The sequence below is a fragment of the Thioclava sediminum genome, assembly GCF_002020355.1.
In the GTDB taxonomy this organism is placed as follows: Bacteria; Pseudomonadota; Alphaproteobacteria; order Rhodobacterales; family Rhodobacteraceae; genus Thioclava; species Thioclava sediminum.
The window spans coordinates 667,505-693,477 of record NZ_MPZV01000002.1 but is presented as its reverse complement, the minus strand read 5'-3'; the positions used below and the strand labels follow the sequence as shown (position 1 = coordinate 693,477).

The following is a 25,973-nucleotide window of genomic DNA, read 5'->3' as shown; positions in this document are numbered from 1 at the left end:
GAGAAGGAAAGTTAGCAGGCAGCTGGACGGCTCCCAATAACCACAATCAGACCTGACCCATTCCCGCCGCTTTACGCCCAATCAGCTAACTCCGGCGGGCTTACTGGCAATAAGCTGGCCGGCTGAACTGGCCGCTGTGGGGCCTTCGCCTGCCGGACAATGCTGGACGTCGCCGCCAAATGCTGGTTCGGAGGCATTGCGCGGCAGCAATGGCTGTCGCGCGAATGTCCACAAAAGGCCGAAACCGACGAGCCAGGTTGTTCGGGGCGGGGAGCGGTCATTCGCGGCGCAGGGATCAAGGCCCGCAATGTGCAGAAAGAAAGCTTCTGCATAGCCAGGGCCGTCAGCAATAGGGTAGGGGTGCGGCCGGTCCCTAGCTGTCATTCTTTCTTTTGGATTTAATCAAGCCGTGGCATAAATTACCGCAATGGAATATCGAGGCCTCCGCCTCGTCCTCCACGTATGGGACTGCATAGAAGCGTCCGGGCAATTCACCGCGATCGGAACGGGATGATCGGAGGGGCACCAAATTGAACAAGGAGTTCGAAGAGGTCAAAGCCGACATCGGCGAAGGAAAGGAAGCTTCGACGACGGTCCGAGAGTTGCTTCGCTGGTTCGGTGCCCGCAGGCGCCGCACCGGCGTCGTCAAGAGAATACAAACCGAGTTGGATAATGCGGATATCATAACCAGCCCAGATTTCACTAAGGTCTGGATTGACGCAGAAATAACGTTCAAGAAAGCGCCGGTTGCAGCGGCTGCTACCAAATCTACCGGTAGCGACCAAGGCGAGGATGGTGCAGCCTATGCCCCAAAAGAGGCAAACTTCCTCATCAGCATGCTCAAGGCGGCCAACTGCGGTGTGGTTTCGGTCAACCCGCAGGATACCGTCGAGAAGGCGATTACCCTGATGCTGGCGCACGATTTCTCGCAGCTGGCGGTCATGTCGAACGAGCACACGCTGAACGGTGCGATTAGCTGGAAGACGATCGGCAAGCGCTTGAGCCACGAGAATAATCTCGTCGAAGTGAGAGACGCCATGGAGACGGCCGTCGCTCTGGAAGAAAGCGAAGCGCTGTTCAAAGCTACGAAATTGATCATCGAGCACGAATTCGTCTTCGTCCGATCCTCAACCGACAAGAAGGTTACTGGCATCGTCACCGCGACAGATCTGAGCGAGCAATTTCAGTTTCTATCAGAGCCATTTCTCCTCATCGGACAGATTGAGAACCAGATCCGAAAACTGATGAATGGAAAGTTCACTACCCAGACTTTGCAGGAGGTCTGTGGCGACACGGACTCGGAGAGAAGGGAGCGAATTCAATCTGTCGTAGACCTAACGTTTGGTGAGTATCTTCGGATAATTCAGAAGCCAGAGAACTGGAAACTGCTCGACCTTCGCGTAGACAGGGGCGTATTTTGCGCTGAGCTGGATAAGGTCCGCGAAGTCCGAAACGACGTGATGCACTTCGATCCGGACGGGATCGACGAAGAGCAATACGATCAATTGAGACGGTTCTCAGGGCTGATGGACGAACTGGATGCCTTAGCGCAATAGATATAGGCATCCACCCGGATGTGCGCGGAACTGACCCATCGCGCGTCGCCAGGGCCGATGGACGATCCGTGATAGCGCTGCGGTGGCCTGCGAGCATCTGGAAAGAGCTGGTCGGGGCCTTCGACGCGCCCTGTTCGAATGGCAGCTTCGGGCCGAGGCTGTGTGGAAACTTAAGCCCATGGTATACTTTCGCAAGGCAGCGGGAGGCACGGATGGCGGGTTTCATCGACGGCATCGACCGGGAGCAAACCACGCTTTTCCCCGAGCGCGTCGACGATTGGATTAGTGAGGATCATCTGGTCCGTATCATCGACCTCCTCGTCGATGAGCTTGATCTTCGCGCGCTCGGGTTCGGACGTTGTGTGCCTGCTCGAACCGGTCGCCCGGGCTACCATCCATCCTGTCCGTCGTGAGATGATTTGGGACACGAGGGCCTGATCGAGAACGGAGGGCCTGGCTCGTTGTGGTTTCAGTTTATGCCGCGGTCTGGCGATGCAGCAAGCGGCGCTTCTCGATGGTTTTGGCTTTGATCTCCTTTCGTGTTTTCAGGATGGCTTCGGCCCTGCCGAGATAGACGTCGGCGGGCGCGAGGTTGCCCAGGCTCTCGTGGTAGCGGTGATGGTTGTAGTGGTCGATGAAGTCGCCGATCGCCTATTCCAGAGCGCCGGGCAGGTAATAGTTCTCGAGCAAGATGCGGTTCTTGAGGGTCTGGTGCCAGCGTTCGATCTTGCCCTGGGTCTGAGGGTGGCGGGGAGCACCCCGGACGTGATCCATGCCCTCGTCAGCAAGCCAGTCGGCCAGTTCCCCGGAGATGTAACTGCTGCCATTGTCGCTGAGCAGCCGGGGCCGGTTGGCAACTGTGGCCTGATTGCAGCCGGACGCGACCAGAGCATCTTCCAGTGTCGCGGTCACATCAGACGCCTTCATCGTCGTGCAGAGCCGCCAGGCGATGACGTAGCGGCTGTAGTCGTCGAGGATGGTCGAGAGGTAGAACCAGCCCCAGCCGATGACCTTCAGGTAGGTGAAGTCGGTCTGCCAGAGCTGGTTCGGTCGGACCGTCTTCTCGTGGAACTCCTCTGCCGCCTTGATCACCACGAAGGCCGGGCTGGTGATTAGGTCATCTGTTCGTTTTCTTCCGGCACCCGTTGCACCAGCCATTGGATGCAAGTTGGCATCCGATGTTTCGTGAGGCATTTGCCTATTTTGCGCCGCGTTTGATCGCTGATGACCGCTCGGTCGCGAAACTCACCCGCTGAGAAGGCCGCAAAGGGCGATGACTGAGCACTTTGGGAGGACTGAGGGGCATTTTGCGCACACCCGGCTGTGTTAGTCGGGGCGTCGAAAGATGCCGAGATGTTCTTCGTTCAGGTGTTCGATCTGCATTTCGGTGGCCGGTCCGGGGGAGGCTGCGCGAAAGGTGACGCGCGAGACCGAACCTGCGGGTTGGTTCTCGGTCACCGGATAGACAACGAAGGTGTCACCATCCCAATGGCGCATGGGCAGCGCTCGGTGGTCCGGGCCAAGCGTTAGCACAAGCGATCCGTTGGTCTCAGAGATCGAGGCGGGGCCGAAATAGGGATTGTCATAGGTGCCGACATAGGTTTGCGCGGGCGCTGCCTGGGCAGGGTCAGCGGGGGGCTTTGCACCCACCAGCTGCCCCACAGGGGCCGATAGCGGCGCCATGATCGGGGCATAGGCCGCCAGCCAGTCGCGGGTATCCCTCCCCAGTTCCGCGCGATCGAGGAAGCTCGCGGTGATGGCTTCGGCGGCCCCTGTCGGCGGTGCATTGGTCAAGACGACGATGCCCAGATCGAGCTCGGGCAGCATTGCGACACTTGTCGATGCGCCCAATGCGAAGGCCCCGGAATGGCTTAGCATCACACGGCCTGACCAGCGGGTATCGACATTGAAGCCAAACCCATAGGCGCCCGCGCGCGCAGAGACCGCCATCGGCGCGCCTCGGATCATCTGCGGGGAGGTTGCAGGCAGAAGCGCCTCTTCAGAGATCAGGCGCGTCCCGTCCGCCATACCGCCGCCCAGCACCATCGCCATCCAACGCCCCATGTCGTGCGCGTTGGAGCTGACCCCGCCCGCCGGGCTTTGCGCGTCGGGCTGGCGTTTGTCGGAGATCACATAGCCATCGCCACCCGGCACATGGCTTGCGGCCCGATTGTCCCGCGCCATGTAATCGGCATGGGTCGAGCTGGTCGCGCCCATGCCAAGAGGCGCATAGAGCGCCGTCTCCGACAGGCGCGCCCAATCCTTGCCTGCGGCCGTGGCCACCGCTTGGGCTGCAGCCGTAATGCCGAAATTGGTATAGGTGTATTGCGCCCGGAATGGGCCTTGGGGCAGCAGAGCGAGCCGCTTGAGGATTTCGCTCCGGTCGAACCCGATATCTTCCAGATCGTCTCCGGCATGATCGGGCAGGCCCGAGCGATGCGCATAGAGATCGGCGATGGTGATATGTTCGTTGATCCACGGATCGCCCAAACTGAAGGCGGCCAGAAAATCGTGGATCGGGCTGTCCCATTTGACGCGGCCTGCGGTCACTTGGGTGGCGACAACGGTGGCACCGACGGGCTTTGACAGCGAGGCGAGAAGGAAGACCGTCTCGGGATCGACGCCCTCCGGGCTTCCAACGGCGCGCTTGCCAAAGCCGCGCGCATAGACGGTGCGTCCGTTATGAACCACAGCGACCGCCAGTCCGGGAATGCCGGTTCGCTTGAGGATATCCTGACTGAGATCATCCAATGTCGAGATCGCCGCCGTGATCCGCGCGTCCGGAACGGGAAGCAGCACCGTCATGGGCGGCGCGGGCATCGGCTTGGGCAAGGCCAGCTCGGGCAGCGGCTGGGTCGTCTGTGCCGCCGCAGACAAAGGCCCGGCCATAAGACTGGCCAAGAGCAGCGCGCCGCCCAGCAGCATGTAATGCGCGTGACTACGTCTCGAACGGCCCCGTGCCTGTGGCGCGTCGGAGGGTGCGGGGCGTTCGGCTTGTTGTCTCAAAGGGTTTTGCGGCATGGCTCGGAAATGTTTTTGGACGACCTCACAGCATCTTGACAGAAGTCGCGCGAATTAAAAGGTTTGGATCTTTGTAAAGCTGGCGTGACCCGAGTTCTCGCCTCCGGCCATAGCTCTCTAAGTGCCGATCCGAGCCTTGTCGCGCGCCTCAAAGGCCCACAGGGCCTCTTGCAACTCCAGCGCCTCAATGCCGTCGCGATCCTGGCCAGGCCTCCGTCAGCCGCATCGTATGCCACGCCGCAATTCCGCCCTCGGGTGGATATTGGAACCGGGGAAAGGCAGTCCGCATTTCGCTCGATGTTCGTAGAGCGGGACCGGCGCGTCTGTCGGATTGGCGCAAGTCACGCCGACGGGGCAATAGTGGCGCTGCAGCGCGACCACGCGCTCGAAGAAGGGCAGGCCAAGCAGGGTCGGCTCTCCGCCCGGTCAGGCAAACTGCACCTCGCGCTGCCCCGCCTTGACGCTCGCCGCGATCAGATCGCGCATATAAGTTTCGAGAACTGCATCTGACATGCGGAACTTCTTTTCCTGCGGGTAGAGATGTTCCTTTTCAAGGTAATAGCAATATTTGCAGTCGATATTGCAACGAGGCCGCATTGGCTTGGTCGTCACGGCAAAGGGCCGGGAGGGGCGTCATCGGATCATCCTTGCTTGGGGCGCAGGCGACGCTAGGCCAGCGACAGGTTCGCGCCGCTTGAAGGGTCGAAAACGTGCCACGTGTCGGATTGAACGGTCAAGTCGATCAGATCGCCGATACCGGGCAGGTGGTTGTTCACGTCGGCGGAGATCAGGCTGGCATCGACGGCAAAGCCCTTTCCGGAGACCGGCCCCTCCTTCAGGCACCGCTCCACAGTGGCTTCAAACACCTGTCGCAGCAGGTTGCTTTCGCGGAACTTGGCGTGGCGATGCCGCGAGAAGGTCGAATGATCCGGGACGTTGCCCTCTAGGCCCAACCGGCAGAACCAACGATAGGCCAGGTTCAGGTGAACCTCGTTGCACAGGCGTCCTTCGGATCGGATGCCCATGACGTAGCCGATCACCAGCATCCGAATGATCAGTTCGGGGTCGATGGAGGGGCGGCCAAGGTGGCTGTAGAACGGTCGCAGCGCGTCCCGCAGGCTGTCGCCGTCAAGGAACAGATCGATCTCTCGCAGCATATGATCGGCCGGGACATGACGGTCCAGATTGAAATCATAAAACAGCTGCACTGGAGCGTCCTGCCGACCCATCATCCCGAAATCCTCCCATCCCCTCATCGACGAGTGAATCGAAAGACTTGCCGCACTGCAACAAAGACTTTTTCAATAGAATGGGCGGAAAGCTGTCGTTCGCTACAAAGACAAAGTGGTGCCTCTATCGTTTGGAAGCGGCCATTCAGGGCACGCTATCCCACAAATTACCGCGGCGGTTTCCTTCAAAGAAAGAGTAGGCACTCCAGCTCCGAGTTGCCTCAAACGTTTTCGGCTGCCCGGTTGAACGGCACGGGGTTTGTCGATTTAGGAAATCTCCAGCGCTTGAGCAGAGATTTCAGGCCTACTGCGCCTCCGCCTTGAACCGTAGGAGGCGGAGCGCGTTCATCGTGACCAGCACCGTCGCGCCGGTATCGGCCATTACCGCGATCCAGAGACCGGTGAGACCGAGCAGCGTCGTCACCAGAAACACCCCTTTCAGCCCGAGCGCGATGGCCACGTTCTGACGGATGTTGGCCATCGTCGCGCGCGCCAGCCGGATCTGCTCGACGACATCGGTAACCCGATTGCGTAGCAGCGCGCCATCAGCGGTCTCGAGCGCGACATGGGTGCCCGAGCCCATCGCGATGCCGAGATGGGCGGTGGCGAGCGCCGGGGCGTCGTTGATGCCGTCGCCCACCATCATCACATGCGCATCCCGCGCCAGATCGCGCACCGCCGTAACCTTGTCCTCTGGCAGCAGCCCGGCACGGGCCTCGATACCAAGCCCGTCGGCGATCGCCCGAGCCGTCACCGGGTTGTCGCCGGTCAGCATGACCGACGAGATACCCATTTGCTTGAGCGCGGAGACCGCCTCTGCCGCATCAGCGCGCGGCTCGTCGCGAAGAGCCATCAGGCCCAGAAGGCGCTCAGGCGTGAAGACGGCGACCACGGTCTTACCCGCGCTTTCCAGGCGGTGGGCAGTGGCGCTGTCGGCGGCGCTGAGCACGCCCGTTTCGGTCGCGAGGCGCGGTGCCCCGACATTCCAGATTTCGCCGTCGATCTCGGCGCGCGCACCGCGGCCCGGGATCGCCGTGACGGAGGTGGTCTGCGGCACCGCGATGCCACGTGCCTCCGCCCGGGCGACGATCGCCTGTGCGAGCGGATGGCTGCTGCCCGTCTCGACCGCTGCGGCGGTGGCGAGAAGGTCGGCCTCGCTCCCGTTCAGGGGCAAAAGATCGGTGATCTGCGGCCGGCCCTCGGTCAGCGTGCCGGTCTTGTCGAAGGCGACGAGGCTGGTTCTGGCCGCTGTCTCCATCACCGCGCCGCCCTTCATCAACAGCCCGTGGCGCGCCCCGGTCGAGAGCCCGGCGGCGACGGCGGCAGGCACAGAAATCACCAGCGCGCAGGGGCAGCCGATCAGCAAGAGCGCGAGGCCGCGATAGATCCACGTCTCCCAAGACGCGCCGAAGGCGAGCGGCGGCACGATCGCGGCCAGAAGCGCCACGCCCACCACTGCGGGCATGTAGACGCGGCTGAACCGGTCGATGAACCGCTCTACAGGGGCGCGGGCGCTTTCGGCTTCCTCCACGAGATGCAGGATGCGCGAGATCGTGTTGTCTTCGGCGGCTTTCTCGACGCGGATGCGCAGCTCGCCCTCGGTATTGATCGAGCCGGCGAAGACCGCGTCGCCGGGCTCTTTCAGGACTGGCACGCTCTCGCCGGTCACAGGGCTTTCATCGACACCCGAATTGCCGGAGACGATGACGCCGTCCGTTGGGATGCGGTCGCCCGGGCGGGCCTGCACGATCTGCCCGATGTCGAGGCTGTCCGCCGAAACTTCTCGGATCCGGTCTCCGCTGACGAGCCGCGCAGTCTTCGGCACAAGATCGGCCAGCGCCCGGATCGAGCCGCGGGCGCGCGACGCCGCAAGCCCTTCGAGCATCTCGCCGACAGCGAAGAGGAAGACGACGAGCGCGGCTTCCTCCGCCGCCCCGACGAAAAGCGCGCCGATCGCGGCGATGCTCATCAGCATTTCGATGGTGAAAGGCATCCGCGCCCGTGCCATCAGGGCGGCCCGCCGCGCCACGGGGGCGACGGCGATCACGGTGACGAGCACGAAGACCCAATGCGCGATCGGGCCGCCGACCAGCAGCTCCACCACCCAGGCGGCGGCCAGCAGAAGCCCGGTCGCGATCAGGTAGCGTCCCTTCGGGGTCGCATACCACGCGGGATCGGCAGGCGGCGTTGGCGCGCTCTCGACCGCAGGCGTCTCATTCGTCTCGCTCGCCCCCGGAAGGGCACCCTCGGGAAGAACAAATCCGCCCTTGGGCTTTTCCGGCTCAGCCCCTTTGGCCGAGACGCCATAGCCGAGGCGGCGGATCGCCTTCTCCACGCTTTCGCGCGAGGTGGTCGCGGTATCGAGCCGCAACCGCAGCCGCTCGTTCATCAGCGTTACCTCGACCCCCTCGACACCGGGCAGAGCCTCGACGGCACCTCGCACCTTCGCGGCGCAGGCCCCGCAATCCATACCGGTCACGCGCCACTCCTGAAGGTTTTTCGCCTCGGACATCTGTTACCATCCTCTCACTCTCGATTTCTCGACAGCGAGGAAGATAAGAGCTACAGCAACTATAGGTTCAAGGGGAAAATCCGCCCTCACGCGGCCGTGATGGGAACGACATGCATACAATCGGAACATTGGCGCGCCGCACCGGCACCAAGGTGCAGACGATCCGCTATTACGAGCAGATAGGCCTGATGCCCGAGCCCGGACGGACCGAGGGCGGCCAGCGGCGCTACGGCGATGTCGATCTCGACCGGCTCGCCTTCATCCGTCATTCGCGCCAGCTTGGCTTCCCGCTCGAAGCGATCCGCGAATTGCTGGACCTGTCAGATCATCCAGCGCGCGATTGCGGAGCTGCGGATTCGATCGCGCGGCGACAGTTGCGCGAGGTCGAGACCCGGATCGCGCGTCTCCAAGCGCTCAGGAGCGAGCTGGAACGGATGATCGGCGAATGTCGGGGTGGGACAGCCTCGGAGTGCCGGGTGCTGGAGGTGCTGCGCGACCACTCGGAATGTCTCGCCGACGATCACGACGCGATAGGCTGACCCCGCTGCACAGGGGCCGATCAGCGGAGCTTCCGGAACAGGCTGAACTGGAAAGACTGCAGGTTGCCTGAGGGCGTCGTGTGTTTCTGGAACCGTTTCGCCACCAACTCAAAATCGGGGCCCAGCACACCGCCAAGGGCCTCCGGACTGTAGCGACGAACGGGAAGGCCGCTGCAGGTCTCCGGCCCGTCAGGAGCGAAGGTCGCGATGATCGCGTGCCCCCCAATGCGCAGAGCACGAGACAGGCGCGTCACATAGGCATCCCGGTCCGATGGGTCGACCAGAAAGTGGAACACGGCGCGATCATGCCAGAGGTCATAGACCCGCTGGGGCGACCAGCGCGTGATATCGGCGACGATCCACTCCACATCCGCGCCGCGCGGCCCAAGCCGGGCACGCTGGGCGTCGAGGGCCGTCTGGGAGAGGTCGAGAACGGAAATGTCGCGCAGGCCACGCGCGATCAAGCCGTCAACGACCCGCGAAGTGCCGGCGCCCACGTCGATCACCCGGGTGTCCGGCGTCACACCGGCGCGTTCGGCAAGTTCGAGCGAGATCTCCGGAGCGTCCTGATGCCAACTGAGGTCACTGTCACTCTTGCTGCCGTAGATCCGGTCCCAGTGATCCTTTCGCGCCTCGTTCATCCAAATCCCCTATTCGCTGGCAATAATCGCATTGCTATCAAGGCGCCTGGTGTTCGTGATCCATATGCTTTTTCAGATTTTGACGCCGCCCCGCCGAGGGTTCGACATTTCAAAGTTTTCACCTTTGGCTCCAACGTTCTCAAGGCCAAAGCTTCCAAAGATAGATACCGTAGCCCGCGATTAGCGCCAGCCCCTCCCATCGGGTGATCCGTAGCCCGGTGGTCGCGAAGACCACCAGAAGGAGTGAGACAAGAACCATCAGCGGGGCGTCAAATCGCGCGATTTCCTCGGGCACGCGCGACGGGGCGATCAGCGCCGTCGTCCCACCGATGCCGAGAATATTGTAGATGTTTGATCCGACTACATTTCCGAAAGCCACCTCGCCCTGACGCTTCAGCGCCGCCACGATCGAGGTGATCAGCTCGGGCATCGAGGTGCCAATCGCCACGATGGTCAGACCGATGACCGTTTCCGAGACGCCAAAAGCCCGCGCGAGCGATACGGCGCCACCAACCAGCAATGAGCCACCGAAAACCACGAGTCCCAATCCGGCGAACGCGAGCAACAGCGGCATGAGAATACCGTGAGGTGCATGCGGTGGCGCGAGGCCGGGATCCGCGTCAGCAAGGGCCACCGTCTTGTCGTAGATCGCGCCGCGGTCAGCGTGCTGGCGTTCCTGATGGATCACAAAGCCCAAATAGCCGACCAGCGCTGCGATCAATCCAACTCCAGCGATCCGCCCCATCGGAGCGAACGGCGCGACCCCAGCGAAGACCACGGCGACGACCAGCATCACCATCGCATCTCGTCGCAGGGCGACGCGCGCCACAACGAGGGGCGCAATAACGGCAGAAACGCCAGCGATCAGAAGGATATTCGCGATGTTTGAGCCCACGACGTTGCCGAAGGCGATGCCTGGCGATCCACTCAGACCGGCCTGAACCGATGTCACCAGTTCCGGTGTCGAGGTGCCGAACCCCACCAGTGTCAATCCGATCACAAGCGGTGAGATACCGATCCGCTCAGCGGTCTGGACCGCCCCGCGGACCAAAAGCTCGCCTCCGACCACCAGCGCGACCAGCCCCGCCAGAATGGGCCCCCAAATCTCGAACATCTCAGTCCATCCCTATGCGGTCATCGCCGCTTACCGCACGCAAAATGGCGGTGGCGCGCGCGGGTATCAAGAGAGTTGCGCGAGGTGTGTCGCGGTGTAGAGCAGCGCTCCGGCATGCGTATCAACGGCAGCAACTGGCCGTCCATGAACGGCGACCCGGTAGCAGACACTAAGCGGAGGTTGCTTCCATCATGAGATCTCATGTGAAGTCTGGGCGAATTGTCATTGCATTTTTGAAGGCCTCGCATGCAGTGCGATCACATAGTCAGGTCGACCCGTAGCGACATCGAATAAGGCCTTTGTCGATCAGGATGTTGCCTGAATGGCTCGACCGTCTTCGCGCCACTCAGGCAGACCGCCGTCGAGACGACGGGCATTGAAACCATTCTTGCGCAAGAACGCCACGGCTTGGTGAGCGTAGACACAGTATGGACCACGACAATAGGCCACAATCTCGGTGTTTCGGTCGAGATCCGTCAGGAACTTGCCCAGCTCCGTCACGGCCATGTTGAGCGCGCCCGGGATATGAGCATCGGCGAACTCGTCGGCGGGGCGCACGTCGAGGACGGTCACCGACCCTTCACTCAGTCGAGCGGCAAGCTCGTTGCGGTTGATCGGTTCCGGCGCGTCTTCGCCGTTCGATATTCCGCGCAGAATCTCCTCAACCTGTGCGAGGTTCCTTTCGGCCACATCGCCCAAAACCCCCAACAACGTCAGTGTCCTCGCGTCGGTCAGCCTGTAGATTATCGCCTTGCCGTCGCGCCGACTGGTGACAAGGCCAGCGCGCCGCAATTGCTGCAAATGCTGCGAACAGTTCGCGACAGTGAGCCCGGTTTTTTCCGCAAGCGCCTCTACCCTGCGCTCGTTCTGGGCGAGCTGTTCAAGAAGCATAAGGCGTGCGGGGGCCGACAAGGCCCGCGCGACAAGGGCGTATTCTTCGAGAAGGGCCATCTTCGGGCTAATTGACATGGGCTGCCTCGGAATATTACATCATTCAATCGAATAATTGAATGATAGCGAATCCAGCCTGCGCCACAAGAGCAAAGCCGAACGCATGACCGAAACGATCCTCTCTGCCGAGCCGACGATCCGACTTGCCGCTTTCTTGGGCGTGTTGGCGGCGATGGCGTTGTGGGAGGTCGCGGCCCCCCGGCGGCGCAGAGAGATACCGCGCTTGATCCGTTGGACGAACAATATTGCCATGGTCTTTATAGATACGGTGATCCTGCGCCTGGCATTCCCGATCCTCGCAGTCGGATTGGCCGTCATGGCCGAGGACCGTGGCTGGGGGCTGTTCAACAATCTGGAGTGGCCGACTTGGGCGGCCATCCTTGTTTCGATGCTGGTGCTCGATTTGGCGATCTACCTTCAGCATGTCATGTTCCACGCGGTTCCCGGACTTTGGCGTCTGCATAGGATGCACCATGCCGATCTCGACTTCGACGCAACGACGGGCCTGCGGTTCCATCCGCTGGAAATCCTGATCTCGATGGGGATCAAACTGGCGGTGGTCGCGGCGCTCGGGCCGCCTGCGGTCGCGGTGCTGCTGTTCGAGGTGATCCTGAATGCGACCGCGCTTTTCAACCACGCTAATATCGATCTGCCGCGTCCGGTTGATAGAGTGCTGCGCCTGATCGTGGTCACGCCCGACATGCATCGCGTCCACCATTCCGTCGACCCGCGCGAGACCAATTCGAACTACGGCTTCAACCTGCCCTGGTGGGATCGGCTATTAGGCACCTATGTCGCGCAACCGGCAAGGGGGCATCAGGACATGGAGATCGGGATCGAACAGTTCCGCACGCGCCGTGACCTTTGGATCGACAGGATGCTGCTCCAGCCCCTGCGCGGCCCAGCTTCGGGTCATGCCCTTGATCCACGCATCGCGGTGGAGGAAGAGGAATGACCTACATCCTCGGCGTCCGCGAGAACCCGCGCCCCTTTCCTGAACAGTTCTCGCAGGTGCTCTTTTTCGGCTGTCCGGAGGCCCGTTTATCCCTGGAAACGCGCCCGCGCTTGCATCCCGCCCCCGATCAGGAAGAGACAGATGCTTGAATTCATAACGCGACGCCTCGGCTTTGCGACGATCCTTCTGGGCCTTGTGTCCCTTGCGCTTCTTGCTTTGTCCGTCTGGAGCTATCGTGCCGGCGGATGGCCTTGGCCCCAAGCCTATAACCTCGCCGGCTGGGGTGTCTGGACGGCATTAGTGGGGGTCGTCGCAGCGCTCGTGACGTTGGCGGGGGCTATCCGCAAGAGGCGCGGTGCCAGCATTGCGCTGATTGGCCTGATCCTGTCATTACCTGTTGCAGGCCTCGGAGTGGCTTTCGAAATCGCTGCTCGGACGACACCGCCGATAAACGACATCTCGACCGATACCGAAGACCCGCCGGTCTACTGGTTCACCGCAACCCCAACGGACTACCCGGCGCAAAATGCCGAGCCACAACGCTCCGCCTATCCGGACGTGCGCCCGCTGGACCTTCCGATCCCGGTCGAGGATGCATTCGCAGAGGCGTTGACCCTTGTCGAAACGCGTGGCTGGGAGGTTCTCTCGGCCGACCCTGCGGAAAACCAGATCGAAGCCATCGCCCGAAGCCGCGTCTTCGGCTTCGAGGACGAGGTTGCAGTTCGGGTTACCGACATCGAGACAGGCAGCCGCATCGACATGCGGTCACGCTCGCGCCTTGGGCAGATCGACCGCGGCGCCAATGCCCGGCGCATCGAGGCGTTCCTTACGGAGCTGCAAGCGCAAATCACCGAATAAGATCGGAAACCAAGGAGCACCCAGATGAAACTCTCCCACGTCCTTGGCGCGGCCACTGTCGCGCTTTGCCTTCATTCCACTCCCATTTTGGCGCAGGACGCCGCCATCGAGGCGATGCAGGAATACATGATGTTCTCGGAATATGAGGCCGGCATCATACTGCCGCAACAGATCGACCAGGCCGTCTTTGAAACGGCGCTCTTCGTCGACACACGCGACGCAGAACAGTTCGAGGCTGCAACGATCCCCGGTTCCGTCAATATCGAATGGCGCGAAGTGCTGGACCGGATTGACGAGATCCCCAAGGATCGAATGACAGTCCTTTTCTGCAACACCGGCAGCCTGTCCGCCCAAGCGGCATTTGCCCTGCGGGTTGCAGGTCGAACGAACGTCGTAGTTCTGCAAACCGGTTTCGCCGGTTGGGAAAAAGACGCGGCCTACAAGCCTTGATCTAAACCGTTCGTGATGGCTCCGGGCCATGGCGTTGGCCCGAACTGACCGTCGATCGAACTACTTTGAGAGAAGTCTCCGAAGCGGTGGGGTCGACAGTATAGTCGGCTCTGCACAACCTACTATCAGCCGTTCCTTTTCTTGTTCAGTCCTTCATCGATACTGCAGCAAAAATCCAATTCCAGCGCCCTTGCAAAATCCTTCGCCCTTGCGGCACAGATCGAGTGAATGCTGCGATCGGCAGGCTTGTCCCGCAGAGCTTCTATAGGAGCCGGAAAGGTGCTGCGGCGGGCCCAGAAGACCGCTTCGGAGAAGCTGCGCGGCAGCGCCGACGAGGACAACGAATGTCTGGTTAGGACCGTTTCAGTCCTCGCGGACGAAGGGCGGGAGGACTAAGCCGCTCCGCGGCAATGGCGCTCGTGGCTGGCGTTGCCCGTCATTTCCGCGTTTTTCTATGTGGCTGAGCTTTCTGGGCTGACGATGGGGGTCTTCCCACCGTCAGACAGGAGATTCCCATGGAGGAGAAGAACACCACCCCGCTGCGCCAGCGGATGATCGAGGACATGAACATCCGCGGGTTGTGCGAGAAAACGCAGAAGGCGCACATTCGGAATGTGAAGCATTTCGCGTCCTTCCTCGGGAGGCCGCCGGACACCGCCACGCCGGAGGATCTGCGGTCATACCAGCTCAAGATGACCCAAGAGGGGGTGACCGCCAGCACCTTCAACGTGCGCATCATCTCGCTGCGGTTCTTCTTCGGCGTAACGTGCAGTCGCGACGAGATGAAGCGCTTCATGCAGTTCCACCGCAATCCCCGGAAGTTGCCCATTGTCCTGAGCGTCGGGGAAGTGGCCGATCTGATGGCCGCCGTGCCCGGCCCTGGGCTCAAATATCGCGCAGCGCTCGGGATCAGCTACGGAGCGGGGCTCCGCGCATCCGAGGTCTGCAACCTGAAGGTCAAGGATATCGACAGCGACCGGATGCTGATCCATGCCGATGACGGCAAGGGCGGGCGTGGCCGCAAAGCCATGCTCTCGCCCAGCCTGCTGGATCTGTTGCCGGACTATTGGCGCGAGTCCCGTCCTGAGGGCTGGCTGTTCCCCGGTAAGCCCAAGATCAACCCGCTGTCGCCACGACAATTGAACCGGGCGTTCACCTCGGCCAAGCATATGGCGGGCATCAAGATGGCCGCGACACTGCATAGTTTGCGACACAGCTTCGCCACCCATCTGCTCGAGGCCAACACTGATGTGCGGGTGATCCAGGTGCTGCTCCGGGCATGCCAAGCTGACGACGACGGCACGATACACCCATGTGGCGACGAAGACGATCCGCGGCACGGTCAGCCCTTTCGAGCAGATGAAGCTGCTTCAGGACGAGACCCTGCGATGAGGACTGGAGTAGCCCCCGGGGTCGGTGTTCCGGCCAAGGCTGGAGATCGCTGACATCTTCCGTGCCCATGGTCCTGCGTGGCGGCAGGCCAATGAAGGGCATGTCAGCCTGACCCAGCTGAAGGTCATGTCAGCGATCGAGGCCTGCCGGACCGAGGCGCTCGGCGGGCTGTGCCAAGTGCGGCCACCACCATGTCGCCTACAACAGCTGCAAGAACCGGCATTGCCCCAAATGTCAGGGACCGGCGGCGCGCGACTGGATGGCGGCGCGGGCCGAAGACCTGCTGCCCGTGGAATACTTCCTCATCGTCTTCACCCTGCCAGCGGAGATCGCCCAGATCGCCTACTGGAACAAGAAGGCGGTCTACGGTCTCCTGTTCCGCGCCTCGGCCAAAACCGTTATGACCATCGCGGCCGACCCCAGGCGCCTCGGCGCCCGGGTTGGAATGACCAGCGTGCTCCACACCTGGGGTTCAGCGCTGACGCATCATCCCCACATCCACATGATCGCTCCGGGCGGCGGCCTGTCGCCCGACGGCACCCGGTGGGTCTCCCACCGCCCGGGCTTCTTCCTGCATGTGCGGGTGCTGTCGCGGCTGTTCCGGCGGCTGTTCATCGAGGACCTTCTCGACCTGCATCGCACGGGCGCGCTCAACTTTTTCGGTGACCTCGCCGGACTGGCTGACGCGGGAGCCTTCGCCGCCTGGCTCGCCCCGTTCCGCAAGAACGAATGGGTGGTCTATTCCAAGCCACCCTTCGGAGGACCCGAGGCTGTGCTGGCCTATCTCAGTCGCTATACCCACCGGGTGGCGATCTCGAACAATCGCCTGGTCAGCGCCGATGCCGATACCGTCGCGTTCCGCTGGAAGGACTACCGGATCAAATCCGGCGACCGGCAAAAGGTCATGCGGCTGGCCACGCCGGAGTTCATCCGCCGCTTCCTGATCCACGTCCTGCCAGACGGCTTCCACCGCATCCGGCACTACGGGCTGCTCTCCAGCTCCGCCCGCAAGGCCAACATCACCAGAATCCGCGCTTTGCTCTGCGTCCAGCGGTCTCAACAGGTCGCCGTGCCGGACCCGCAGACCAAGATCACCCCGCTCACCCTGCGTGAGCCATGCCCCTGCTGCGGCGGACCCATGCGCATCGTCGAAATCTTCCGGCGCGGCCAGAAACCGATGGCACGTGCGCCATCCAAGGAGCAGGCCGCATGAGATATCGCCCCTCATCCGACACGAAGCAGCACCGGCTACAATCCGCTGATCCGGTCCGAATAGCTTGTGCGCTCCCGTTTACAGCGCGGCCAAAGCCGGCAGGCGCTCAGAAACGCACAGCTTTGTCGGGATCACCGGCCGCGTCGTTTGCGACCGTATCAGGCATTTGGCTCGCCATCACTCGCACCCCGGATGCAGCCGCTGCCCCGACCGCCCACGCATTTTCCCCATAGGGTTATCCAAGCCCCCCGCGGCTTCCTCCTTCCGAGGTTTGTCAACGCGGGCCGCCGCCTCCCGGCCGCCCACGTCGCGCCGCGGCCCGCATCGAAAAACCTTCAGGAATGCGGTCGTTCGCTGCACTTTACACCGATGTCTGCTACGCGAAGCAACTTCTTCATATCGACCGCATTTGTGACTCGGTCTTTCCTGGCTTCGCGCGCGCTCCTAACGACGAAACGGGCTATCGAGGCAAAGATGCGCAGAGGCGGCGCACCAGCCAACTGAACGACGATATGAGGGCGCATGGCGGTGGTCCTGCAACGAGGGCACGGCCAGCATCTCTAAACGCAGTGCGGCAGCCTGTTTTCGAGCGCGCGCTGCCCTCGTTCGGCGCCGTGCAAAAGTAAAGGCCATTGAGGCTGCGACACACCCAACGGCCTTTTCAACCCAACTCTCGATGAAAGGTTACGTGATCAATTTAGAACAAAAACAGTCGGGAATCAATAGGCCTCTGCGCTTACCTGTGCGCGGGGGCCGGCTGGCCTATCATACTTAGGACCTTTCGATGAGACTATCGAGCTCCTCATCGGTGCCTTTGCTAAGTGGGCTGTCGTGGGCCACCATCGCTAGGTTGCCATCGCGTATCTACTTGAGGGCATTGGCGACAACCGGCGATACCTCTTTTCCGGTCAGCTGTTCTACCGTTTGGACGATGAAGCTTATGACCGCACGATGTGCTAGTGCCCAATTGAATACAAGCGGGTGCTGAGCGGGATTATCTTCGTCAACCGCAATGGCTTGCGCAGGTGCGACGCTCCTGCTGCTTATGGCCCCAACAAAACGCTCTACAGCCGATGGAGGCGTCGGAGCGAAAAAGGCATCTTCGCGCGAATGATGTCTGGGCTGGCGTCGGAACACGGCGGAGAAAAGGCCGTGATGATCGACGCGACATACCTCAAGGCCCATCGAACGGCGACCAGCATGGCCGCCAAAAAAGGATGCGTGGCCGTCTAATTGGTCGGACCAGAGGCGGCATTGACCTGCCTCCGAGGTCGCCCGGGCTATTTCGATTCGCTGGCCGTCGATCGCGAACAGGCCCGCGACGTGGCCCGTTGGCGAAAGGCCGACCGCGGCCGCACTGCGCGTCTGGCTCTGTCGGTTGCAGAGCGCAAGGAGATCAGCGAGCCGCTTGTCGGCATCTGCGGCAGGTATTGAAAGACCGCTTCGGCGGGGCACCAGGCAAGGTCTTTTCCGCCTACTGGCCGATCAAGAGTAAACCCGACCTGCGCCAACTGATGGCCAAGCGTCACAAGACCGATCACCGTCGCCCTGCTACTGGTCGAAACCAACGCGGACCCGCTCACCTTTCGCCGCTGGACGCCCGATACCCGCATGGCGCGCGGCGACTGGAACATTCCCGTCCCGGCTCCGCACGCTCGGATCGTCACGCACGATATCGCAATTGCGCCGCTCGTCGGCTGGACCACAGAAGGCTATCGCCTCGGATATGGCGGGGGCTATTTCGACCGAACTCGAGCCGCGCTGGAACCGAAACCCTTTGTCGTCGGTATCGGGTTTCAAGAGGCGCGCCTTCAGACGATCTTCCCGCAACCTCGTGACATCCCGCTCGATCTCATCGTGACCGAGAAAGGGATCCAGACCGTGAGAGACGTGGTCTGAGCCGCATCCAGGTCCCAGGCACCCCGGTCAGGCGGAGCCGGCGCGCGCCGCGCTCCGGGACAGCGCTGCCACGAGGTCGGTCCGGGTGACGATGCCGACGATCTTGCCGTATTCAAGGACCGGAACGGCATCTGTATCTCCCTCGGCCATCATCGGCAGCAAGGCCCCGATCGGGGTGTCGCCGGTAGCGCGGGGGCTGGCGACACTCATGATATCAGCGGCGGTCATCGGTCTTTCCCTGTCCCGATCCAACAACCTGCGGAACGCTGCCCGAAAGCCGCGATCAAGGCGCAGGGCATCGTCGCGGGCCTGGCTGATGAGATGCATCTGGAAGATCACGCCCAGAAAGGTTTGATCCACGCCAACGACCGGAAGCGATGTGAAGTGATGCTGCCGGAACAGATCCGCGATCTCGCCCAATGGGGCGTTCGACGTGACGGTGACGAGACTGCGCGACATGATGTCTTGCGCAGTCAACGGGCCCGACGAATGCGCCGCCGCCTGCAGTTCGGCGGCCCCGATCAGTCGGGCTAGGTCTTCGACGCCGAGGTTGAACGACTGACGATAGCGTTCGAGAATCCCGGTCAGCTCCTCTTCCGAAAGCCCAAGTCGCTCGATCGGATTGCGATCTGCGGTTCCATGAATATTGGGATCCTCGAATTGCCGGAAAGGATAGTGGCGTCCCGTCAGTCGCGCATAGAGGGTTGCCAGCAGAACCAGTGCGATGGTGCCGAACGCAATTGGCGTCAGGGCGAACCAAAACCCCAGATGCGCGATGGCGTCCGGGGACATGGCCGCGGTCATGGCGACGGCACCAGCGGGCGGATGGACTGCGCGGCACAGGATGGTTGCGGTGATGGCAAGCCCGACGGCGAGCGCGATGCGCAAGGCGGGGTCCGCTACAAAAAGGCACACCGCAACCCCGACAAAGGCCGCGACGGTATTGCCCACGATCGCCGACCAGGGCTGCGCCAGGGGGCTGTTCGGAACGGCGAAGAGCAGAACCGAGGACGCCCCAAAGGGCGCGACGAGATAAAGACCGAGGTCCAGATCGACGGTCGGCGACAACAGGAACAATCCGGTTAGCGCCAATCCGATCAGCGCGCCAAGCCCCGCGCGCAGCGCCTCCTTGGTTGGAACGCGGGCCACAGCCGGGCCAAGTGACTTCAGAATGTGCAACGCGACGCCTCAACATCAGCTTTCGCCGAAAGTTTCAACGGTTTGACGAAAGATCAACCTGCGGGGCGCATAAAGAAGGCAACGGTCATGATCAAGCCGATTGCGATAATGAACAGACGCAGCACGGCCGTGTTCCGAACCCGCCGCGCCAGAACCGCGCCGATGTATCCGCCCATGGCGCAGGACAGGCCGACGATCAGCAAGTTGCCCCAGTCGATCAGGCCCGCAATGGCATATGTCGCGACCGAGACCACCGATAGGATCACGGACATCAAGTTCTTCAACCCATTCATCCGGTGCAGGTCGGTCATGCCGATGACGCCGAAAGCCGCGAGCAGCATGATGCCGAGGCCACCGTTGAAATAGCCGCCATAGACCGAGACCGCGAACACAAGAGCAAGTGCGGTGGGGCTGGGCGTCTCGCGCCCGGACTTCGCGAGATACCGAACGAAGGACGGTCCGGTGGCAAAGGCCAAGGTCGCCATCAACAAGAGCCAGGGCACCACGCCCGAGAACAGCTCTTCCGGCGTGACCAGCAGCAGACTAGCGCCAGCGAGCCCCCCGACGATCGCCGTGCCGAAAAGATGGGCGAGAGGAGGCTTCCCGCCGCGCTCGATATCCGTGCGATAGGCCCAGGCGCTGCCCACATAGCCCGGAAGGGCTGCAAAGGTCGCGGTCGCATTCGCCATGATGGGCGGAACACCGGCCCAGACGAGTGCCGGAAACGTCAGAAAGGTGCCACCACCCGCGATTGCATTGAGCGCACCGGCGCCCAAGCCGGCCAGCACGAGTATTATACCTGTCAGCATGTTCGTTCTCCTTCAAACCGCGCCGCTGTTGCATGATGCCGGATTGGTCTGCAAATTGGTCTGTATGGGGGTGCGAATGACCACGAAGCGAACTCGAAAGGTTGTGGAAGCGCTGCGCGACTATTGCGCGGCGGCCGCCATCGCGCCGGGCGGACAGCTGCCGCCGGAGCGGGATCTGGCGCGTCGGTTGGGGTGCAGCCGTGAGACGCTGCGCAATGCCTTGGCCGAGCTGGAGCTCGCTGGCGACCTCTGGCGGCATGTCGGGCAAGGCACGTTCCTTGGCCCCCGCCCGCGGGGCCACCCTGTGCGCGAGACCATTCTAGTGCAAGGGGCTTCACCGCTTCAGCTGATGCAGGCGCGCCTGACCCTCGAGCCCTCCGTCGCCGCCGAGGCAGCTGCGCTCGCGACCCGTGCCGAGATCGCCTATCTTTCCGATCTGGTCAACCGGGGCCGCCGTGCCGCAACCCGGGCCGACTGCGAACGGCTCGACGCCGCCTTTCACCGTGGTATCGCAGAGGTAACAGGCAATCCCATCCTGCTTGGCCTTCTCGACTATCTCGCGGGCGCGCGCCGCCATGCGGCCTGGCAGCGCGAATGGGAAGTCACTTACCGAAAACTCGGTGTCGCCGAATTCACCGAACGTCACAGCCTACAGCATGAGGAGGTGGTCGCCTGCATTCAACGGGGCGCGGCGGACGCCGCCGCGGATGCCATGCGCGGGCACCTGCAGGCGATCTTCACGGCGATGCGCGAGTCCGGTCTGCCGCCCTGATAGCGGTGCCGCTCCGCCCGAGCCCTGCGCCCTCAGACCACTGCCCCCAATCAATCTCGAAACATCCACAGGCGGGGGAGAGCCGCCGGTTGCGTGGGTAGAGGATAGAAACCGGCGAGAGTGACGGCGGAAAATCGGTCAGAACCTCGACGAACTCGCGGGCGGTCAGAGCCGCCTCGGCATGGTAACGCGGCATCTGGACAAGACCGAAGCCAAGGCGCGGCGACTTTGTCCGCAATGCGGACCTCTGCGGAACCAGTTTGCTGCGCAAGGGACGGAGGAGCGGTTCGGTGACGCTGTGCCGCAGCGGTGCGCCTTGGGATCAAGGGCCGCAATGGGCCGAAGGCCAACGTTTTCTTCCCTGCCTGAACTTCTGATCTCTGTGGACCCGCAAAGCCGCACTGAGCTGAGCATTCCCGTTGCTGTGCGTCGCACCGAAATCGGCTATGCTCCTGCAGGCTTCTCAAGGTTAGGTATTGACCTAACCTTATTGCAGCCACATGCTTAGGCGCATGCCTAACTCAAAACGCCCCATAGAACGGGTCTTCATCGCATTGTCCGATCCGACGCGGCGGGCAGTAGTTCAGAAACTTAGCGAAAGGTCGGCCACCGTCTCACAATTGGCCCAGCCATTCGACATGGCGCTGCCGTCCTTCACACAGCATCTCGGTGTTCTGGAAGACGCTGGCCTTATCGTGTCGCAACGACAGGGGCGAAGCCGTGTCTGCACGTTGAACCCGATGGCTTTGAAAGCTGCGGAAGATTGGATGGCCTCCCACCGCAAGCAGTGGGAGAGCCGCCTGGATCGCTTTGAGAGTCACCTCGAGAAAATGAAGGAGGAGAAATCCGATGACTGATGGAGCCGCCGATATCGTCTCTGCATGGGCTGAGTGGCCTTTGGAAAAAGAAATCGTCATCTCGCGTGTCGTCGACGCTGACCGAGAAACCGCCTTCGCAGCATGGACCGATCCAGCGCAAATCGTGCAATGGTTTGGGCCTGACGGCTTCCAGATCGAGTCGCATGAAGCCGACATCCGGGCAGGCGGTGTATGGCGGTTCGACATGATTGCCCCGGACGGCACGCCGTTCTCGAACCGTATGGATTTTCTGCGGGTCGAGGCACCAAGCCTGATCGAGGCCGATCACGGTCGCGATGTCGATGATGATCCTGACCGGTTCCGGCTTCTGGTCACTTTCGACAAGCAGGATAATGGAAAGACGGTTGTCACCCTGCGCCAGATGCATCCGACGCCAGCACGCCGCGCAGTGGTTATCGGCTTTGGGGCTGTCGAATTTGGCGCTCAAACGCTTGGCAAACTGGCCGTTCATGTTGCGGGCAAGACCGGCGATGCCGCAGCGCGCGGCTGAATTTTCACAGGTTTGATCGAGGGGAAACACGATCATGAAGCGTTTCACGGGCGGTTGCATGTGCGGCGATGTTCGAATTGTGGCTTCGGGTCGCCCCTATCGGGTCGGCATATGTCACTGCCTCGACTGTCGCAAATATCATGGCGCCCTATTCTACGCGGCCGCCGTTTTCCCTGAAGACGCGGTGAAGATCGACGGCGACACGCGTGACTATGCCGGGAGGAATTTTTGTCCACGCTGCGGATCGTCCGTTTTCGCGCGAAGTGGCGATGAGGTCGAACTGCATCTCGGTTGCCTCGATGCGCCCGACCAATTGAAACCAACCTATGAGAATTGGGTCGTTCGTCGCGAAGCCTGGCTGCCGGAATTTCCGGACATGAAAAGATATGAACGTGATCGCGACGAGACCAACCACCGCAACGATTAAAGTGAGCACCATCTCTTGGCGAAGCATCATTCGTCTACAAGCCGTGAGCGACGGCTGCACGATGCGAAAATGGCGGGTTCGATCAAGCAGCATTTGCGCAGACCCGCCAACTTCAATGTCCAACTCAGGGCCGAGAGCGACGATCTTTGCTCACTGAGAGCGCCCAGCCGTGCCGCGACGCCGCAAGCCCGCTTCGAGCCCCTTTTGACCGTGATCCAACACGCGGATACAAGGAGGAAATGAAAATGCATTCGACTGGCGGCAGGGGCTTGTCTCTCGAGAGGAGTGTGAATGGACGACAATCCGGCCATAGGACAATGCCTGTGCGGCGCTGTGAAATTCCGCATATCGGGAGAGTTCGAGAGCTTTTTCCTGTGCCACTGCGCCCGCTGCCGCAAGGACAGCGGTTCGGCCCATTCGGCAAACCTGTTTTCGTCCACGGCCAAAATTAAATGGATGTCAGGTGAGGAAAACATCAAGACGTTCCGGCTCGCCGGTTCACGCCATGTTAAGGGCTTTTGCTCCGACTGCGGGGCCGCGCTGCCTGTTTCCCAACCGGAGATTGGTTTGCTTGTCGTGCCAGCAGGGTCGCTGGACAGCCGGATCGATATACGACCCAACGCGCATATCTGCTGTTCCAGTCGCGCGACCTGGGACAACGACCTGGTCGCCATCGAAAGAATCGACGGGCTTCCCGGCTGAACGGTCGCGCCGATAACGCATCTCGGGCAACAACCAGACGACGAGGGCGCGACCGTCGGCTTCGTCCGCACAGCAGACCGTCATCCTCCAAAAATGCTGCACGATGAACCAATGGCCGCTCTCGAGACGCTGCACCGCAGCGCTCGGACGCGAAGCGGACGGCAGGTAAGGGTCGGAAGCGACGAGATGCTGCTCTGTTCCTTTTGAGACCTAACGATGCTTCGACAAAGCTTGGAATGCTACCAGTGGACCGGTAAGGCTTGGGCGCTTCCTCGCTTCTGGAATCGAAAATGACAAGCAACCCCAGGTTCGGTATCTTCCTCGCCCTCTTTGGGGCGCTGGCGATCTCACCTGACACTCTGCTCATGCGGTGGTCGGAGATGAGCGGCAGCCAGATGATGGCTTGGCGCGGGCTCCTGATGGGCTCTGCGATGTTGCTGGCTTGGCTGATTTTCCGGCGACGGCAACTTCGCAAAGATTTGCGTGTCACTATCTGCTGGGCCGGTGTGCTCGTCCTGCTTTGTCAATCTTGAAACGCTTCGCTTTTCGCATTTGGCATCGCGGTTGCGCCGGTCTCGGTTGTTTTATTCAGCGTTGCCACCGTGCCAATCTTTGCTGTGCTGTTGTCCTAGATGTTTCTGGGCGAACGGGAACATTGGACGACCTGGGTCACGACCGCAGTCGTGCTGTCCTGAATCGGCATTGCAGTTTTCGGGACGGATCCCGGGCAGACCACCGGTAGTCCACTGCTTGGTGCAGCAATAGGTCTGGGCGTCGCGATGTGTTTGGCGATCAGTTTCGTTACCATCCGAGCCAATGCGCAATTGCCGATCCTGCTCCTGGTAGGTGGTGGGGCCACACTGGCGGGGCTTGCAGGTCTTGCATTGACGGGACCGGGCGCATGACTGAGTGGCACGTTTGGGCAACTGCCCTCGCAGGCGGGCTGGTGCTCCCCGTGTCGTTCTTCTCGCTCTCGCTTTCATCTCGCTACACGCACCCATCGAACGTGAGCCTGCTGATGCTTCGCGAAACCGTTCTCGGCCCAATCTGGATCTGGGCCGGAACCGGCATTCAGCCAACGCCGTCCATGCTGGTCGGCGGCGTGATCGTCATTGTCAGTCTCGCCCTTTATCTCGGGCATACTGGACGTCGTCAGGTCCCGGCGCGCCAAGCAGATCTGGTGAAGCTGCATGGTCGCATCGTCTCTATCGATGGACTTTCCGCTTAGGCTCAGGATCCAATATCCAGAATATTGCTGTCGCGGCGAGAGCAACGATGGAGGGGAAGACTTTCGCGGCAACCCTACGACTGTCCCGGATGCAGCCGGGAACGGTTGAAATCGAACGCGAGCCCCGAGAACTGGTAGGGGGCTGCCGGGAGGCCGCGCGTATGCTCGTCCCGGGCGCGGAGGATGACCGCACGCCCATCTTGCGCACCGCACGGCCACTGGCTTTGATCCTATTGGCTTGAGGAGCACAACGGTCTCCACGCCGACGAGCGCTGCAGTCAAATACAGCGATGAGTCAATTACATCCGATTGCCAGGTTGAGAACCCGTTCCAAGGCAATTGCTTTTGCCTGCCTACTCGTCGGTTTCTTTCGTCTAAAAATCGAAAAAGAAATCGTATCCGTAATGGCAATTTCCTGTGCGAAAAAATATATGTTTTTGCGCAATAGAAGGGTCGATTTCGGCTAAAATTGCGCAATTATCTCCTAATTCGCTTTGAGCCTTCTTGTTCGAGTTCGGAAATGCCTCGTAATCCACAAGTCTTTTGCTGTTTCGTGGCTTTTGACCGTCTTTGGGCGTTCCCGTTTAGAGGTGTGATGTGAAAAAATGATGGCATGAGAAAAATTGCCATCAAATATGCGAGCTATCATCCGATGACGATATCGAGGATCGCAGAGCACCTGAGCGTTACACGCAAGACCGCCACGAAAGTAGTGGGCGAGCTCTCTTGCGAGATGATGCCGGGCGGGCGCGTGAATTTCGTCGACCTGCTCCGCCGATTGTGGCGACTTCATCAGATCCCATCTTCAGAGCTGCCACAGCTCCAGCGGCCACTTCTTTCGGTGAAGCAGCTAGCGGAGATGGCGGGCGTCGAGGAACACACGATCCGCCGGGCTGGCAACGAAAGAGACCCGAAGTGGAGGTTGCCGCATCACGCGGATCTTGGCCCGCGAATTCGTCGCTACTTGCCCGCGCACGTCGATGCGTGGCGCTTGAACGAGCCATTCGAATGGTGGCTCGAGCCACGATTTGGGAAGGCTGTGCGTCTGGTTGACACCACGGGGGGCGACACGGCGAAGGCGAGCACGATGCTCTACCTGCGTAATAAGGAACAGAGTGGGTATTAGCGAGAAAACAACGGAACACTCTCTCTTTTTCG

At 61.4% G+C, this 25,973-nt stretch carries 23 protein-coding genes and 6 pseudogenes; 19 read left to right on the top strand and 10 right to left on the bottom strand.

Annotated features, from left to right (window positions below; translation table 11 throughout):
- Nucleotides 1-530 precede the first annotated feature (530 nt).
- On the top strand, nt 531-1,556 hold the full coding sequence (locus BMI91_RS10605) for a CBS domain-containing protein (protein WP_078604902.1): 1,026 nt from the start codon (nt 531-533) through the stop codon (nt 1,554-1,556).
- 212 nt (nt 1,557-1,768) lie between these two features.
- Nucleotides 1,769-1,957 (top strand): annotated as a pseudogene (locus BMI91_RS10600) (IS5/IS1182 family transposase); the annotation flags it as partial.
- Between the two features lie 73 nt (nt 1,958-2,030).
- Here BMI91_RS10600 and BMI91_RS10595 read toward each other — a convergent pair.
- From BMI91_RS10595 to BMI91_RS10580, 5 genes and pseudogenes are all read right to left on the bottom strand, one after another.
- A pseudogene (locus BMI91_RS10595) lies at nt 2,031-2,678 on the bottom strand (transposase); the annotation flags it as partial.
- A 204-nt stretch (nt 2,679-2,882) separates the two neighbouring features.
- A complete protein-coding gene (locus BMI91_RS10590; RefSeq protein ID WP_093477009.1) occupies nt 2,883-4,481 on the bottom strand; it encodes a serine hydrolase in 1,599 nt (532 codons plus the stop codon).
- A 522-nt stretch (nt 4,482-5,003) separates the two neighbouring features.
- Nucleotides 5,004-5,189, bottom strand: a complete 186-nt coding sequence (locus tag BMI91_RS19810) for a hypothetical protein (RefSeq protein WP_146684062.1) — start codon at nt 5,187-5,189, stop codon at nt 5,004-5,006.
- A gap of 158 nt (nt 5,190-5,347) precedes the next feature.
- A pseudogene (locus tag BMI91_RS10585) lies at nt 5,348-5,809 on the bottom strand (transposase); the annotation flags it as partial.
- Nucleotides 5,810-6,110: 301 nt separating this feature from the next.
- A complete protein-coding gene (locus BMI91_RS10580) occupies nt 6,111-8,318 on the bottom strand; it encodes a heavy metal translocating P-type ATPase (protein ID WP_244176608.1) in 2,208 nt (735 codons plus the stop codon).
- Between the two features lie 110 nt (nt 8,319-8,428).
- Between BMI91_RS10580 and BMI91_RS10575 the strand changes: the two genes are divergently transcribed.
- A complete protein-coding gene (locus BMI91_RS10575) occupies nt 8,429-8,857 on the top strand; it encodes a MerR family transcriptional regulator (RefSeq protein ID WP_078549180.1) in 429 nt (142 codons plus the stop codon).
- A gap of 20 nt (nt 8,858-8,877) precedes the next feature.
- On the opposite strand, the gene BMI91_RS10570 is transcribed toward BMI91_RS10575, so the two are convergent.
- The 3 genes from BMI91_RS10570 to BMI91_RS10560 all read right to left on the bottom strand — a co-directional run bounded on the left by BMI91_RS10570 (nt 8,878) and on the right by BMI91_RS10560 (nt 11,563).
- Entirely contained in the window at nt 8,878-9,498 is a 621-nt protein-coding gene (locus BMI91_RS10570; RefSeq protein WP_078523302.1) for a class I SAM-dependent methyltransferase, read from the bottom strand.
- Between the two features lie 139 nt (nt 9,499-9,637).
- Complete coding sequence (locus BMI91_RS10565) at nt 9,638-10,612, bottom strand: calcium/sodium antiporter (RefSeq protein ID WP_078549176.1); 975 nt, start codon at nt 10,610-10,612, stop codon at nt 9,638-9,640.
- A gap of 306 nt (nt 10,613-10,918) precedes the next feature.
- Entirely contained in the window at nt 10,919-11,563 is a 645-nt protein-coding gene (locus BMI91_RS10560) for an ArsR/SmtB family transcription factor (RefSeq protein WP_244176607.1), read from the bottom strand.
- A gap of 103 nt (nt 11,564-11,666) precedes the next feature.
- On the opposite strand from BMI91_RS10560, the gene BMI91_RS10555 reads away from it, so the two are divergent.
- From BMI91_RS10555 to BMI91_RS20240, 8 genes and pseudogenes are all read left to right on the top strand, one after another.
- Nucleotides 11,667-12,518: a sterol desaturase family protein gene (locus BMI91_RS10555; RefSeq protein ID WP_078549172.1), complete on the top strand. Its 852-nt coding sequence runs from the start codon at nt 11,667-11,669 to the stop codon at nt 12,516-12,518.
- Nucleotides 12,515-12,667, top strand: coding sequence for a hypothetical protein (locus BMI91_RS20050; RefSeq protein WP_158522134.1), 153 nt, complete (start codon nt 12,515-12,517; stop codon nt 12,665-12,667). Before BMI91_RS10555 ends, BMI91_RS20050 begins: the two co-directional genes overlap by 4 nt.
- A complete protein-coding gene (locus BMI91_RS10550; RefSeq protein WP_078604900.1) occupies nt 12,660-13,376 on the top strand; it encodes a DUF1499 domain-containing protein in 717 nt (238 codons plus the stop codon). The genes BMI91_RS20050 and BMI91_RS10550 overlap by 8 nt, the downstream gene beginning before the upstream one ends.
- A gap of 24 nt (nt 13,377-13,400) precedes the next feature.
- On the top strand, nt 13,401-13,826 hold the full coding sequence (locus tag BMI91_RS10545; protein ID WP_078600683.1) for a rhodanese-like domain-containing protein: 426 nt from the start codon (nt 13,401-13,403) through the stop codon (nt 13,824-13,826).
- A gap of 515 nt (nt 13,827-14,341) precedes the next feature.
- A pseudogene (locus BMI91_RS10540) lies at nt 14,342-15,218 on the top strand (tyrosine-type recombinase/integrase).
- Between the two features lie 24 nt (nt 15,219-15,242).
- Nucleotides 15,243-16,431 (top strand): annotated as a pseudogene (locus tag BMI91_RS10535) (IS91 family transposase).
- Between the two features lie 966 nt (nt 16,432-17,397).
- Nucleotides 17,398-17,690: pseudogene (locus BMI91_RS10530) on the top strand (transposase); the annotation flags it as partial.
- A 277-nt stretch (nt 17,691-17,967) separates the two neighbouring features.
- Complete coding sequence (locus BMI91_RS20240) at nt 17,968-18,330, top strand: 5-formyltetrahydrofolate cyclo-ligase (RefSeq protein ID WP_341853198.1); 363 nt, start codon at nt 17,968-17,970, stop codon at nt 18,328-18,330.
- 27 nt (nt 18,331-18,357) lie between these two features.
- Here the strand turns inward: BMI91_RS20240 and BMI91_RS10520 are convergent, their stop codons facing one another.
- On the bottom strand, nt 18,358-19,509 hold the full coding sequence (locus BMI91_RS10520) for an HPP family protein (protein WP_078549162.1): 1,152 nt from the start codon (nt 19,507-19,509) through the stop codon (nt 18,358-18,360).
- Nucleotides 19,510-19,562: 53 nt separating this feature from the next.
- Complete coding sequence (locus BMI91_RS10515; RefSeq protein ID WP_078604899.1) at nt 19,563-20,318, bottom strand: sulfite exporter TauE/SafE family protein; 756 nt, start codon at nt 20,316-20,318, stop codon at nt 19,563-19,565.
- Here BMI91_RS10515 and BMI91_RS10510 point away from each other — a divergent pair.
- The 8 genes from BMI91_RS10510 to BMI91_RS10475 all read left to right on the top strand — a co-directional run bounded on the left by BMI91_RS10510 (nt 20,317) and on the right by BMI91_RS10475 (nt 25,941).
- Nucleotides 20,317-21,090, top strand: coding sequence for a FadR/GntR family transcriptional regulator (locus tag BMI91_RS10510; protein ID WP_244176605.1), 774 nt, complete (start codon nt 20,317-20,319; stop codon nt 21,088-21,090). The two genes, BMI91_RS10515 and BMI91_RS10510, sit on opposite strands and share 2 nt — an antisense overlap.
- A gap of 500 nt (nt 21,091-21,590) precedes the next feature.
- Nucleotides 21,591-21,947, top strand: a complete 357-nt coding sequence (locus tag BMI91_RS10505) for an ArsR/SmtB family transcription factor (protein ID WP_341853196.1) — start codon at nt 21,591-21,593, stop codon at nt 21,945-21,947.
- Nucleotides 21,940-22,458, top strand: coding sequence for an SRPBCC family protein (locus BMI91_RS10500; protein ID WP_078549158.1), 519 nt, complete (start codon nt 21,940-21,942; stop codon nt 22,456-22,458). The genes BMI91_RS10505 and BMI91_RS10500 overlap by 8 nt, the downstream gene beginning before the upstream one ends.
- 34 nt (nt 22,459-22,492) lie before the next feature.
- The gene (locus BMI91_RS10495; RefSeq protein WP_078604898.1) at nt 22,493-22,885 is read left to right on the top strand and encodes a GFA family protein; all 393 of its coding nucleotides are present in this window, start codon (nt 22,493-22,495) and stop codon (nt 22,883-22,885) included.
- Nucleotides 22,886-23,176: 291 nt separating this feature from the next.
- A complete protein-coding gene (locus BMI91_RS10490; RefSeq protein WP_078549154.1) occupies nt 23,177-23,587 on the top strand; it encodes a GFA family protein in 411 nt (136 codons plus the stop codon).
- Between the two features lie 290 nt (nt 23,588-23,877).
- Nucleotides 23,878-24,120: a hypothetical protein gene (locus BMI91_RS20235; RefSeq protein ID WP_244176604.1), complete on the top strand. Its 243-nt coding sequence runs from the start codon at nt 23,878-23,880 to the stop codon at nt 24,118-24,120.
- Nucleotides 24,121-24,488: 368 nt separating this feature from the next.
- Nucleotides 24,489-24,815 (top strand): hypothetical protein, encoded by a 327-nt coding sequence (locus tag BMI91_RS20230; protein ID WP_244176603.1) that lies wholly within the window; start codon nt 24,489-24,491, stop codon nt 24,813-24,815.
- 613 nt (nt 24,816-25,428) lie between these two features.
- A complete protein-coding gene (locus tag BMI91_RS10475; protein WP_146684060.1) occupies nt 25,429-25,941 on the top strand; it encodes a hypothetical protein in 513 nt (170 codons plus the stop codon).
- Nucleotides 25,942-25,973: the final 32 nt, after the last annotated feature.

Coding starts and splice junctions, on each gene's coding strand:
- BMI91_RS10590 (WP_093477009.1), bottom strand. CDS start 4,481: ATGCTGCTGGGCGGCGCGCTGCTCTTGGCCAGTCTTATGGCCGGGCCT.
- BMI91_RS10580 (WP_244176608.1), bottom strand. CDS start 8,318: ATGTCCGAGGCGAAAAACCTTCAGGAGTGGCGCGTGACCGGTATGGAT.
- BMI91_RS10575 (WP_078549180.1), top strand. CDS start 8,429: ATGCATACAATCGGAACATTGGCGCGCCGCACCGGCACCAAGGTGCAG.
- BMI91_RS10570 (WP_078523302.1), bottom strand. CDS start 9,498: ATGAACGAGGCGCGAAAGGATCACTGGGACCGGATCTACGGCAGCAAG.
- BMI91_RS10565 (WP_078549176.1), bottom strand. CDS start 10,612: ATGTTCGAGATTTGGGGGCCCATTCTGGCGGGGCTGGTCGCGCTGGTG.
- BMI91_RS10560 (WP_244176607.1), bottom strand. CDS start 11,563: ATGGCCCTTCTCGAAGAATACGCCCTTGTCGCGCGGGCCTTGTCGGCC.
- BMI91_RS10555 (WP_078549172.1), top strand. CDS start 11,667: ATGACCGAAACGATCCTCTCTGCCGAGCCGACGATCCGACTTGCCGCT.
- BMI91_RS20050 (WP_158522134.1), top strand. CDS start 12,515: ATGACCTACATCCTCGGCGTCCGCGAGAACCCGCGCCCCTTTCCTGAA.
- BMI91_RS10550 (WP_078604900.1), top strand. CDS start 12,660: ATGCTTGAATTCATAACGCGACGCCTCGGCTTTGCGACGATCCTTCTG.
- BMI91_RS10545 (WP_078600683.1), top strand. CDS start 13,401: ATGAAACTCTCCCACGTCCTTGGCGCGGCCACTGTCGCGCTTTGCCTT.
- BMI91_RS10510 (WP_244176605.1), top strand. CDS start 20,317: ATGTTCGTTCTCCTTCAAACCGCGCCGCTGTTGCATGATGCCGGATTG.
- BMI91_RS10515 (WP_078604899.1), bottom strand. CDS start 20,318: ATGCTGACAGGTATAATACTCGTGCTGGCCGGCTTGGGCGCCGGTGCG.
- BMI91_RS10505 (WP_341853196.1), top strand. CDS start 21,591: ATGCTTAGGCGCATGCCTAACTCAAAACGCCCCATAGAACGGGTCTTC.
- BMI91_RS10500 (WP_078549158.1), top strand. CDS start 21,940: ATGACTGATGGAGCCGCCGATATCGTCTCTGCATGGGCTGAGTGGCCT.
- BMI91_RS10495 (WP_078604898.1), top strand. CDS start 22,493: ATGAAGCGTTTCACGGGCGGTTGCATGTGCGGCGATGTTCGAATTGTG.
- BMI91_RS10490 (WP_078549154.1), top strand. CDS start 23,177: ATGGACGACAATCCGGCCATAGGACAATGCCTGTGCGGCGCTGTGAAA.
- BMI91_RS20235 (WP_244176604.1), top strand. CDS start 23,878: ATGACAAGCAACCCCAGGTTCGGTATCTTCCTCGCCCTCTTTGGGGCG.
- BMI91_RS20230 (WP_244176603.1), top strand. CDS start 24,489: ATGACTGAGTGGCACGTTTGGGCAACTGCCCTCGCAGGCGGGCTGGTG.
- BMI91_RS10475 (WP_146684060.1), top strand. CDS start 25,429: ATGAGAAAAATTGCCATCAAATATGCGAGCTATCATCCGATGACGATA.